This is a genomic window from Enterococcus sp. AMC1252 (genome assembly GCF_058216515.1).
In genome coordinates, this window is record NZ_CM177097.1 from 2,381,220 (window position 1) to 2,393,964 (window position 12,745).

Consider the following 12,745-nt stretch of genomic DNA (forward strand, 5'->3'; position numbering starts at 1 on the left):
AAGATAGGCAAAGACCAAAGCGATGACTTTGGTCTTTGCCAGCTTGTTAACGATTATTTATCGTCGCCTTCTACTTCTTCAAAGTCAGCATCTACAACATCATCTGCTCCACCTTGTGCAGCTTCAGGATTTTCTTGCGCTTGTTGTTGCGCTGCTTGTTCATAAAGTTTTACTGTTAAGTTTTGAACGATTTCGTTTAATGAATCACGTTTTTCTTTCATTTGTTCGATATCGTTTGCTTCAACAGCTGCTTTTAACTCATCACGAGCATCTTCTGCTTTTTTCACTTCATCAGCATCTACTTTGCCTTCTAATTCTTTCAATGTTTTATCAACAGTGAACAACAAAGCATCAACATCGTTACGTAAGTCAACTTCTTCTTTACGCGCTTTATCTGCTTCAGCATTAGATTCAGCATCTTTCACCATACGTTCGATTTCATCATCTGATAAACCTGAAGATGATTTGATTGTAATTGTTTGCTCTTTTTGTGTTCCTAAATCTTTCGCACGTACATTTACGATACCATTTTTATCGATATCAAAACTTACTTCGATTTGTGGCACACCACGAGGAGCGGCTGGAATATCTGTTAATTGGAAACGACCTAATGTTTTGTTATCTGCTGACATTGGGCGTTCACCTTGTAATACATGGATATCAACGGCTGGTTGATTGTCTGCTGCGGTTGAGAAGACTTGTGATTTACTTGTTGGAATCGTTGTATTACGATCGATCAATTTAGTAAATACGCCACCCATTGTTTCGATACCTAATGATAATGGTGTTACGTCTAATAATACGACATCTTTAACATCACCAGTGATTACGCCACCTTGAATTGCAGCACCCATTGCTACTACTTCGTCTGGGTTTACTGATTTGTTAGGTTCTTTGTTTGTTTCTTTACGTACAGCTTCTACAACAGCTGGAATACGTGTAGATCCACCAACTAAGATCACTTCGTCGATTTCAGATGGGTTCAACCCAGCATCTTTCAATGCTTGACGTACAGGTGTTTTTGTCCGTTCTACTAAATCACTTGTTAATTCATCAAATTTAGCACGAGTTAAGTTCATTTCTAAATGCAATGGACCAGCGTCTCCTGCTGTGATAAACGGCAAGCTGATTTGTGTTGATGTAACACCTGATAAATCTTTTTTCGCTTTTTCTGCAGCGTCTTTCAAACGTTGAACAGCCATTTTATCTTTAGATAAATCAACACCGTTTTCTTTTTTGAATTCAGCCACCATGTAATCGATGATTTTGTTATCAAAGTCATCTCCACCTAGTTCGTTGTCACCGGCAGTTGATAATACGTCGAACACACCATCACCTAATTCAAGGATCGATACGTCAAAAGTACCACCACCAAGGTCAAATACTAAAACTTTTTCATCTTTATCTGTTTTATCTAAACCATACGCTAATGCTGCAGCCGTTGGTTCGTTAACGATACGTTCAACTTCTAACCCAGCGATTTTACCAGCGTCTTTTGTTGCTTGACGTTGTGCATCGTTAAAGTAAGCTGGAACTGTGATAACTGCTTTATCAACTTTTTCACCTAGATATTCTTCTGCAAAGCCTTTTAAGTATTGTAAAATCATCGCAGAAATTTCTTGTGGTGTATATGATTTACCGTCCGCTTCTACTTTATAGCCAGCTTCGCCCATATGACGTTTGATTGATGCAATTGTATGCGGGTTTGTTACAGCTTGACGTTTTGCAACTTCACCAACTTGGATTTCACCATTTTTAAATGATACTACTGAAGGTGTTGTACGGTTACCTTCTGGATTTGCAATGATTTTTGCTTCTCCACCTTCTAATACTGCAACTGCTGAGTTTGTTGTTCCTAAGTCAATACCAATAATTTTACTCATAATTAATGATCTCCTATCTTCATTTTGATTTTAATATTCAATTTATATAATACAAGCATCTTAACTTGGTTGCTATTGTGCAACAATTACCATGCTTGCTCGTAAAACGCGGTCATGTAATTTATACCCTTTTTGCAACACTTCAACGATAGTATCCGCAGGTGTTTCATCACTTGCTGGAATCGTTTGGACTGCTTGATGTAAATTAGGATCGAAAACTTCACCCATTGTCGGGATTTCTTCGATACCCTCTTCTTTCAATGCTGCTTGTAAACTTTCAAGAACCATTGAAATACCTTTTTTAAGGCTTGCTCCTTGTTCATCATCCACTTCAATTGCCATCGCACGTTCTAGATTATCGATCGAAGGTAATAATTTTTTTCCTAAGTCTTGCGATCGGTAACGAACCAGTAGTTCACGTTCATTTTTAAAACGATTGCTCATATTAGCAATTTCAGCACGTGCTCTAAGAAACTTATCTTCCATTTCTGATAATTCAGCTTGAGCATTTTCTAATTCAGTCATTTCAGCTTCTACTTCTGAAACTCCTGAATCATCGATAGCTTCCATATGTTCTTCTTGTATTTCTTCATTTGTTTCTTCTTTCTTACTCACTCTGGCAACTTCCCTTCTCATTTCCGTAGAATTAATAAAATTCTATATTTTAACTTTTTACTTATTCATCAAGAAAACGATAATAAGCACCAAGTTTTGAAGCTAGTTCATGGCGGAAAACATCCACTAAACCAAACATTTTTGAATATGGCATACTAGTAGGTCCTAATAATGCAATGGTCCCTTTACCGTGACCTGTCACTTCATAGGTCGCGGTGATCATACTCATGTTATCAAGCAAATCATTGCCTATTTCTGAACCGATTCGAATTGCTATTTGAGTATCGGTCTTTTCATCTGTCGACAATAAATGTGTGAGTGCATCCGTATTTTGCATAAATGAATAAACAGATTTTAATTGATCAATGTCTTGCTTCATTCCAAAATCCAATACATTCATACGGCCACTAACAAAAACTTTTTCTTCAAAAGCATGCCCTAACATTGCATCGAATAAATTCATCATCCCTTCAGGCGTTTGAAAATATCGATGTAAAATCATCGGAATTTCCGTCCTCAGTCGATGATAAACAGTCAATAACGGTTGTCCGACAAGCTTATCATTGATGATTTGCGTCATCTTTTCTAAATCTTGGCTGGAAACAGAAGCAGGAATTGCAAATACTTGGCTTTCAACATTGCCTTTATCTGTAACGATTACAGCAATAATTTGTCGCTCATTCAAAGGAACGATCCGAAAACCTGTTAGCCTTCGTTCTTTTACTTCTGGGCCTAACGAAAATGCTGTATAGCTAGTCAAATCCGAAAGGATCTCAGCCGATTGTTCAATGATATCATTGATTTCATGGAACTCTTTGCCAAAAGAACGACGAATTGTTTCTAATTCATCATGTTCAACTTCAGCGGGGCTTAGTAAATGATCCACATAATAACGATAACCATCCATTGAAGGAATTCTGCCAGACGACGAGTGCGTTTTTAACAGCAATCCATGTTCTTCTAAGGCTTTCATATCATTACGAATCGTTGCAGAACTTGACTTGATTCCTTCTTCCATCAATTTCTTTGATCCTACAGGAGTTCCTGTATTCGTGTATTCTTGGATGATAAGTCGCAAAATATTCTTTTGTCTTTCTGTTATCATAGTTACCACCCTTCATTAGCACTCATGTTGTTCAAGTGCTAATACAATTATTAATATAGCAATTTCTTTCAAAATTGTCAAGAGAAAAACACACTTTTTTAGCACTCTTTATATCTGAGTGCTAAAACAATAAAAAAAAACGAAACTAATGGAGTTTTAACTCTAGTTTCGTTCTTAATTGTATCGATAAATACTACTTTATCATTCTTTATCAATCAGAAATTCTTCAAACACGTCATTCCCAACAAAAAGACCCTGTTCCGTGAGCTGGATATGGCTTTCATTTTCAATTAACAGTCCTTTTTGAACCAAGTTCGGAATCGTACGTTCATATACTTGATTCAATGATACACCAAATTTTTCTTTAAATCGTAATTTTGATACACCACTCATCTTTCGTAATCCTAAGAAAAGTTCTTCTTCCATTTGATTGTTTAGTGTCAATATTTCTGTTTCAACAGTTGGTAGTTGATTTTCTCTTAACGGCTTTAGATAATGTTGGATCGGTCCGTGATTGCGATAGCGTGTATGCCCTAAATAACCACTCGCTCCAGCACCAAATCCGTAATAATGATCGTTGTTCCAATAAACCAAATTGTGCTGACTTTCTTGACCCTTTAATGCAAAATTACTAACTTCATATTGGGGACGTCCAGCTTTCTCCATTGCTATAATGGTTTCTTCAAACATCTGCGCTTCAACTTCTTGATCCGGCAATTGTAAGCGACCTTGACGTACCCAGTTCATAAACATTGTTTTATTCTCCAAAATCAAAGAATAAAGTGAATAGTGCGGTAAATCAAGTTCGATCGCACGTCTTAACGTATCTCTAAATCCTTCTAACGTTTGCCCAGGCAAAGCATAGATCAAATCGATGCTCACATTTAAAAAGTCTTCTTTCTCTAAAAATTTCATCGTTTCATAGACATCTTCAGCCGTATGTTTTCGTCCAATTTTTTTTAGTAGCTGATTATCGAATGTCTGAACACCCATCGACAAGCGATTTACACCATATTCTTTCATTACCTGTAACTTCTCCTGGGTCAAATCGCCAGGATTTGCTTCTACGGTAAATTCATTTTTATCATCAAAAGGCAAAAGCTCGCGCACACCTTTCAATAGAATAGCTAATTGCTTCGCCGAAAGCGAAGTTGGTGTTCCGCCTCCAATATAGATCGTTTCAGTATTATTACTTGGATATTGTTCTTTGGTTAAACGGATCTCTGTCAAAAGACTTTGAATATACTCATCTACCGGCTGACCTTCTAAAAATACCTTGTTAAAATCACAGTAGTAACAGATGTGTTCACAAAACGGAATATGTATATAGGCTGACATTTTATCATTTTTCAATTTTTTTCCTCCAATTCATAGAAGTCGCTCCATTTTTATTAGTAAAGGAATCTCAATAAAGTATCTCACTTATCTATTTTGACTTTCTTCTATTAAATTTTAGTATGCTCTATTAGTCTAAACAATCTATACTTACAGTGTTTTTAGAACACGTCTCTTATCTTAACATATTCAGTAATAAAATAGTCTACTTTACTCTCTATAAGATAAAAACAGCAAGGAAATATCGCAAACTCGATACTGCCTTACTGTTTGATTAATAGCTCCTCTTTTTCAATACTTTTTTACACCCAGTTATAGGAGTTCTCGGTACTTTCTCATATATATTTTTTTAATGATTGTTACTAAAAGTAAATACGCGATGATTGTTGGAATCAAATAGAAGAAGTAATTTCCTGACAGAGGTGCAAAACCGATACTTGCACCTAAATTTGTGAATGGTAAGATTGTTCCAAGTAAAATACCAATTGACGTAACCAATGTTAAAATGCCAGATGCTCTGCTTTGAAGAAAAGGAATCTTAGGGGTTCTCAATACATGAAGCACTAACATTTGTGACCATAGTGATTCAATGAACCAACCTGCATGGAAAACAGCGATAAATACCAGTTGCTTATCAGCAGTTAGCGAGAAGAAGCTACCACCTAAAATCGCTGGACAAATAATAAAGTACATAAATAAATACGTTACGATATCAAAAACAGAGCTTGTTGGTCCAAACCATCTCATGAATGAACCAATTGATTTAGCTTCCCATTTTTTGGGTTTTTCGACATATTCTGCATCCACATTATCCCATGGAACAGACATACATGATGTATCATAAATCAAATTCAAAAAAAGTGATTGAATTGGTGCCACTGGGAGAAACGGTAAAAAGATACTCGCCGGAATAACAGAAAATACATTACCAAAATTTGAACTTGCAGTCATTTTGATATACTTCATTGTATTACTAAATACTCGGCGACCTGATATGATTCCTTTTTCTAAAACCATCAGGTCTTTTTGTAATAAAATGACATCTGCCGACTCTTTGGCAATGTCAACTGCGGTATCGACAGAAATTCCAACATCTGACACCTTCATCGCTCCAGCATCATTGATTCCATCACCCATGAAGCCAACGGTTTGTTCATTTTTTTTCAAGGCTTTGACGATTTTTGTTTTTTGATCAGGGGTTACTTTTGTGAAGATATTGTATTCATTGACCGTTTGTTCTAATTCAGTCTCAGAAAGCCTAGCAAGAGCTGAACCATTGATCATTTTTTCAGCACCTAGCCCAACCTCTTTACAGACTGAGCGAGTGACTAACTCATTATCACCTGTTAAAATTTTCACTGAAACACCATTATTTTTCAGCGCTTTGATAGCTTTTGATGCCGTTTCTTTAGGTGGATCTAAGAATGCCAGATATCCTTGTAGGATTAGTTCTTTTTCGTCTCCAACTGAATAGTCATCTAATTGATTGTTGACTTCTTTATCTGCAATTGCTAACACGCGCAAACCATCCTCATTTAATTCGTTGACAGTTTTTAATACTTGTTTTTTTATTTTCGGAGTTATTGGAACAATCTCTCCGCTCTGATTGATATGAGAACAGGCTTGCAACATTTCTTCAATTGCTCCTTTAGTGATCAAGAAGCTTTGATTTGATCTTCTATTTTTGATTACGACGCTCATTCTTCTACGATTAAAATCGAACGGAATTTCATCGATTTTAAAGTAGTCCTCTTCATCGATCGATAGCTCCTTTGTAGTCGCTTCAATGATTGCTTTATCAATCAAATTACGAAGACCTGTTTGAAAATAACTATTTAAAAATGCTGATTGCAGAACTTCTCGATCTTCTTGACATGAAGTGTTGTAATGATATTCTAAAATCACTTTATCTTGTGTTAATGTTCCTGTTTTATCTGTACATAAAATATCCATAGCACCAAAATTTTGAATAGCATTGACATTTTTCATGATTGTGCCTTCTTTTGCCATATCTCTAGACCCTTTGACCAAATTAGTCGTCACAATCATTGGTAACATTTCTGGTGTTAGTCCAACAGCTGTTGCAATGGCAAACATCAACGCTTCACTCCAGTTCCCCTTAGTGATGCCATTGATCAAAAAGACTGCTGGTGTAATAACCATCATAAAACGAATCAACAACCAAGTGGTTTTATTCACGCCTAATTCAAAACTAGTTTTTTTCTTATCATCCGCTACATCTTGTGCAATTTTCCCAAATAGCGTGTTGTCACCAACCCGAACTGCTACTCCTACTCCGCTACCGCTGACTACATTACTTCCTAAAAATAGCAGATTTTCGTAATCTGTCTGATTATTATTTGTGGAAACAAAATTTTTAACTTTTTTTTCAACTGGAAAACTTTCACCCGTCATGGCCGATTGCGATACAAATAAATCTTTCGCATGAATCAAACGGAGATCCGCTGGAATCATATCCCCAGCTGAAAGTTTCACTAAGTCACCACAAACAACTTCATCCATCGGAATTTCCATTTCTTTATTTTCTCTGGTGACCGTTGTGGTGATTTGGATCATATTTTGTAGTTTATTGACAGCATTGCTGGTTTTTACCGATTGAACCAATGTCATTGTTCCACTCAATAAAACCATGACAAGCATGATCAAAACGCCAGCAATATCTTTTTCACTTGGTTCCGCATAAACATATTCAGTAAAAAACGAAATTGTTGCCAAAACCATCAATACAACAGTAAAGGGTGTGACGTAAGATTTTATAACAGTATAGACAATTGATTTCTTTTTATCATCCGTGATTTTATTGACACCAAACTGCTCTTTTGAACGATTTACTTCTTTCGCTTTTAACCCGTCCCACGAAGAGGAAAAGCTGTCTAAAACTTTATCAATAGATAGATTTGCTAATTTTTGGTAGGCTTTTTCATGGATCATGTTCTTCATTTCTTTTTGCATCTGGATTATCCTCTTTTCTTTTCGTTGATTGCTGTTTTATCGAACTATCTTCTGGCACATTAACCACATCCTTTCCACACAAAAACGAGCGCACTGAAAACTCAGCACGCTTTGCCGTGAGTCTTCATAATCGTTGAGTTTTGGCACTATACAACGTAAAAAGCATCTGCTTTTAGCTACCTTAAGAAAAGCCTTCATTCGACAATTCCTGTTCTACCCATTGGCGTCTCTCGACATTTTTGGGCAGTAGCCTATGTTTGTATAGGAGCCTCACCTAACAAGAAGAATTACACTCTTATTCTAATGATTTACGCTATTGTTTTATAGACTAAAAAAATTATATTACTATAACTTTTTTTGTATATAGTTCTGCAACCTATTTGAAATCATTGCTAAACCATCTAAAAAAAGAATAGAGGTATAAACAAAAAGGAATGGTTTGATTCATCTTTTTTAGTTATGATAATGCTATAGACGAACATCCCAATTTCGTTTATGCATAAATCCATACTCCTTTTTACAATGTAAACTCTGATAAATCCCACTTCGCTTTTCTAGTGAAGTGGGATTTATTTTCTCTAGAAATATTTATCTTTGGCCCCTATATTTGAATACAAAAAGGAATACTTCTATAAGCAAAAAGAGATGGTTTAACTTTGTCTCTCAAACTATAATGTACGAGTAAATAACCTATTTACAGCACATAAGCAAAACGTTTATCGTTTCTTATCAGTGGGAGACTCCACTGATAAGCCCCCTTCAATCGGTCTGCTATTACCAATGGAAGGGGGCTTTTCCTTTTTCTTACTATTAATTTTTTATATAGTTTTTCAAAAAAAGAACTATTTTAGAAAAACTTATTTTATCTTGTATGAGACTAGTTTTTTAGTGAAGGAGATGGAAAGCATGAAACTAAAACACTTAGATTATTTTTTAGCCTTATCCAAAAACAAAAGTTTTGCGAGAACTTCTGAGGAACTGGGTATTTCTCAACCGTATTTAAGTAGCCACATTCGAGAACTAGAACAGGAACTAAACGCGCAATTAATAACAAGGGATTATGGCAATAATACACTAACACCAGCAGGTTCCGTGTTAAAAAAGCGAGGGGAAGTCATTTTTCAAGAATTCGAAACGGCAATCGCTGAAATCAACTTTCTTGTTCATACTGGAGAAACAGCGACCATCAAAATTGGGACTAATTTGGCTGACACTGACTATTTGATTGCTAAAGTATTAACGAATTTCCAGAAATGCTATCCCTCCGTTTCACTTGATTATAGCTATTATCCTAATTTAGAAGACGCTCTAGAAAATAAAGATATTGACATCGCAATTGGTATTTTTTCAGAAACCAACGATGCAATAACTAGTGAATTGATTTTCTCTGAATCCTATGTCGTTTTCACAAGCAATAAAAACCCATTGGCCTATTTGAATGAAATATCAGCGAATCAATTACTGAATATACCTCTGATACATTATTCAAAGCAAATTTTCGAAAAAAATATTATCGATTCATGGATCTTATCAAACCATCCAGAAGTTAAAAAAAATCGTTCTTATGAACTTCCATCAACAATATCTATATTAAACTTCGTTGATCAAAATTTTGGAGTAGCACTTCTTCCTTACTCTTTAGTAGATTCACTTCCTTTTTACCTAAATGTTTCTGCTATTGAAATCATTGATGCTCCTTTTAGAAATATTTCTATTGGTTACGCTTCAGGTTTTCCGCTTTCCAATACACACAAAGAACTCCTTGATCAACTTCAGTTTATTTTTTAATTTATACTTTGAAAGGGGAACGATACCGTGGAGCTAAGTCACTTAAACTATTTTTTAGCGCTTTGCGAACAAAAGCAATTCACCAGAGCAAGTAACTCACTAGGAATTTCACAAGCAGCACTCAGTAAACAAATACGCAATTTAGAAGACGAAATTGGGACTACTTTATTTTATAGAAACGGTCCAACCTGTCAACTCAGCCCAGCAGGAAAAATACTTAAATCCCATTGCTGGCGTATCAAGCAAGAACTATTATATATTTATGAAGAAATTGATGATATTTCTCCTTCAAAAGATTCATCCAAGACGATCAACATGTCTCTCTTCTTAAATGATTTAGAATTTAAGTTAAACGACACTCTTTCAACTCTGCTTCAAGAGGACCAAGATTTACAGATAAACATAATCGTTTCAGATAATATTTTCAAGTCCCTTGAAACCTTAGAATCTGACATCGGAATTGCTCCTTCTGTAAAAAATATCCCGTCAACAATCAATAAAATCGATATTTATTCAAATGAATATCAACTTATACTGCGAAATGATCATCCAATTTTAGAGCACTCAACTATTACTCTAGATTTATTTGATGACTATCCTTTTGTTTTCTTTAATCAAAAATTTCTTGAGACAAAGACTATTTATGATTGGATGCAGACTAATCTTTCTACACGCTCAAAAAAAAATGATAGCCAAGTCGATACAACCGAATTAATCCTTTATACAGTAAGTAATACAGATGCCTTTTCTATTGTTCCACAATATCTAGAGTGCCACTTAGAGGGATTGAATATCACTTCAATCAACCACAAAAGCCTTCCGCTTAGAGTGATGTCAATATATTTTCTTAAAAATAAATATATGAGTTCTAAATTGAAACAGGTTCTAGCTTCATTCACTGGCAATTCATTTCATTGAATCTACAGAAAAAAACAAGCTAGGATGGACTCTTAGAGTTCCATCCTAGCTTATTACGGTTTATTATAACAATCGTTTAAGTTACGATCGTAGATTAAAACTTAAACGATCGTTAATCATAATCCGTAGTCAAATTATTTATCCCTAATGCTTCCATCTTCTTAAATTCGTTTTGAGGGACTCCCCATAAATTTACCGACAAGCCTTTACTTTGAGCCTTAGCAATCAAATCTGCTCTATTAACAACACTTTCATACTTGATATCTAAACCAGCATTTCCACCTAAACTACTCATTTGAGTAATCATTGGTTCATCTAAAGTTTTAGCTAACAACTGAACTTGAGTATCTGGGAGACGCTTTTTCATTTCCACTAAATTCGGGTAATCAAATGAAATAACCACTGCTGTACTGGACATACCATAAGAAGTAATTAGGTTTGCTAGACTATCATAATCAGCAGGAGCAAGATCTTTTGCTTTAACTTCAATAAATGGAATACTTTGTTTATTATTCATGATCGCCAGAAAGTCTTCCAGTGTAGGGACAACTAATTGCTCTTGCGAATAGCTTTCCTTATTCGATCCTTGATCGATTCGCAATGCTTTTATTTGTGCTAACGTCAAATCACTGATTTTCCCTTTACCATTTGTCATTCGATCAACGGTTCTATCATGCATGATTACCCATTGCTTATCTTTTGTCAACCAAATATCTGTTTCAATTCCCCAGCTATCGGATTGTTGAAAAGAAGGTAGAGAGTTTTCAGGTGCAACTTTGTGATTCCCGCGATGGGCTACATAGCGAATATCATCCATCATTTCACTAATTTCAATATTTTCAGCTGAAATATAGCCCTCCGTTGTTCGATACACTTTCTTTTCAGAATTAAAAACGATTCCTTTCACATAAGCCATGCTATTTGCGGGTAATTGTTTAGCAGACTTAGATAAATTTCTGTTCTGAAACAGTGTTGTTTCTTGCATAATTCGAATGCGAACTGGACGCCTCAATTCAATTTCAGCAGTCCCGGCATCACATTCAGCCTTTAATCCATTCATTGCGATTAATTCTGCTTTAGCTTGATAAACCCCATTATTAAAATCAAAATCTTCATAATCGACATGAACTTTATACGAGCCATCAAGTTGTTTGACTCCCACATAAATGTTCTTATCACTTTGATCCTCTTTAGACCACACAGGAACTAATATTTTTTCAATATCTGCAGCACTTTTAGTCTGAATATTTACATCAAACTGACCTTTGCCAATGTTTGCATTATCCACTTCAGCTTCTATACCAGGCTGATCAACCACAAACTCACCAAAATCAACTAATTCAGTTTTTCCATTTTCTTTTGTAATCAATAGTTTGACCTGATATCGTCCTGCTTCTTGATGTTCCTTGATTGGAATATCAGTTTCCCACGTACTACTTTTAGGATGATATTGTGCTTGATGGATTTGCAAATCGTTTGGTCCATTCACTTCTGCAAAAGTTGGAAATTCAACTTTTTCTATATGTTTCACACTTGATAGATTTACAATCACTTTATAAATGGTTTGTTTATTATTCATATTTCGTAAACGAAAAATAGGTCGTGTTGCTGGATATTTGACTAATTCATCTTGCGACCATGGATCCGTCAACGACTCGATAAATTCAGAATTCACACGACTTCCTGCTGATAAAGGCTCATCAGATTGTCGAAAATTAATGGCAAATTCCTCTAAATTTACTGGGGAAACTCGATACCCATCATAAGATGGATTAGAATTATCCTGATAATCTAGATTGTAATAGTACCAAATAAAAAAAGCCGTTCCACCTAAAATAAATAGTATAAATAAAGTTAGAAGTCCAAACAACTTTATTTTCCTTTTATCACGTTTCTTTTTTTTCATACAATGCCCCTTATAGTTAGTTCTCCTTTAATATCGTATTTACAGTATACCAATTTCTTTTGATCCTAGGTAAACAGATTCGCTATTTTACAAATTTTTATACTATTGTTTCCTCTTTCAATCTTCATTCAAGCGAAACTACTTTCCATAAACAACAATAAAACTGAACAAGCAGCAATCAAATGCATCGCTACTTCTTCAGTTTATAAACTAGGAACTTGC

At 35.2% G+C, this 12,745-nt stretch carries 8 protein-coding genes and 1 riboswitch; of the genes, 2 read left to right on the forward strand and 6 right to left on the reverse strand.

Annotation, left to right across the window (positions count from 1 at the left end; translation table 11 throughout):
• Positions 1–53: 53 nt before the first annotated feature.
• From dnaK to mgtA, 5 genes are all read right to left on the reverse strand, one after another.
• Complete coding sequence (gene dnaK / locus AC4BB5_RS11310; protein WP_010771895.1) at positions 54–1,883, reverse strand: molecular chaperone DnaK; 1,830 nt, start codon at positions 1,881–1,883, stop codon at positions 54–56.
• Positions 1,884–1,955: 72 nt separating this feature from the next.
• Positions 1,956–2,498, reverse strand: a complete 543-nt coding sequence (grpE, locus tag AC4BB5_RS11315; RefSeq protein WP_490456232.1) for a nucleotide exchange factor GrpE — start codon at positions 2,496–2,498, stop codon at positions 1,956–1,958.
• A 61-nt stretch (positions 2,499–2,559) separates the two neighbouring features.
• The gene (gene hrcA / locus AC4BB5_RS11320) at positions 2,560–3,603 is read right to left on the reverse strand and encodes a heat-inducible transcriptional repressor HrcA (protein ID WP_490456233.1); all 1,044 of its coding nucleotides are present in this window, start codon (positions 3,601–3,603) and stop codon (positions 2,560–2,562) included.
• A gap of 201 nt (positions 3,604–3,804) precedes the next feature.
• The gene (gene hemW / locus AC4BB5_RS11325) at positions 3,805–4,941 is read right to left on the reverse strand and encodes a radical SAM family heme chaperone HemW (RefSeq protein WP_490459062.1); all 1,137 of its coding nucleotides are present in this window, start codon (positions 4,939–4,941) and stop codon (positions 3,805–3,807) included.
• Positions 4,942–5,250: 309 nt separating this feature from the next.
• A complete protein-coding gene (gene mgtA, locus AC4BB5_RS11330; protein ID WP_490456234.1) occupies positions 5,251–7,911 on the reverse strand; it encodes a magnesium-translocating P-type ATPase in 2,661 nt (886 codons plus the stop codon).
• Between the two features lie 118 nt (positions 7,912–8,029).
• Positions 8,030–8,200: riboswitch (M-box (ykoK) riboswitch) on the reverse strand.
• Between the two features lie 617 nt (positions 8,201–8,817).
• On the opposite strand from mgtA, the gene AC4BB5_RS11335 reads away from it, so the two are divergent.
• Both AC4BB5_RS11335 and AC4BB5_RS11340 read left to right on the forward strand, forming a co-directional pair.
• Entirely contained in the window at positions 8,818–9,699 is an 882-nt protein-coding gene (locus AC4BB5_RS11335; protein WP_490456235.1) for a LysR family transcriptional regulator, read from the forward strand.
• A gap of 27 nt (positions 9,700–9,726) precedes the next feature.
• The gene (locus AC4BB5_RS11340; protein ID WP_490456236.1) at positions 9,727–10,617 is read left to right on the forward strand and encodes a LysR family transcriptional regulator; all 891 of its coding nucleotides are present in this window, start codon (positions 9,727–9,729) and stop codon (positions 10,615–10,617) included.
• Between the two features lie 112 nt (positions 10,618–10,729).
• On the opposite strand, the gene AC4BB5_RS11345 is transcribed toward AC4BB5_RS11340, so the two are convergent.
• Complete coding sequence (locus AC4BB5_RS11345) at positions 10,730–12,523, reverse strand: glycerophosphodiester phosphodiesterase family protein (RefSeq protein ID WP_490456237.1); 1,794 nt, start codon at positions 12,521–12,523, stop codon at positions 10,730–10,732.
• Positions 12,524–12,745: the final 222 nt, after the last annotated feature.

What these genes read in the sequence shown, in the direction of transcription:
- dnaK (WP_010771895.1), bottom strand. Translation starts at nt 1,883, where the DNA reads ATGAGTAAAATTATTGGTATTGACTTAGGAACAACAAACTCAGCAGTT.
- hrcA (WP_490456233.1), bottom strand. Translation starts at nt 3,603, where the DNA reads ATGATAACAGAAAGACAAAAGAATATTTTGCGACTTATCATCCAAGAA.
- hemW (WP_490459062.1), bottom strand. Translation starts at nt 4,941, where the DNA reads ATGTCAGCCTATATACATATTCCGTTTTGTGAACACATCTGTTACTAC.
- mgtA (WP_490456234.1), bottom strand. Translation starts at nt 7,911, where the DNA reads ATGCAAAAAGAAATGAAGAACATGATCCATGAAAAAGCCTACCAAAAA.
- AC4BB5_RS11335 (WP_490456235.1), top strand. Translation starts at nt 8,818, where the DNA reads ATGAAACTAAAACACTTAGATTATTTTTTAGCCTTATCCAAAAACAAA.
- AC4BB5_RS11345 (WP_490456237.1), bottom strand. Translation starts at nt 12,523, where the DNA reads ATGAAAAAAAAGAAACGTGATAAAAGGAAAATAAAGTTGTTTGGACTT.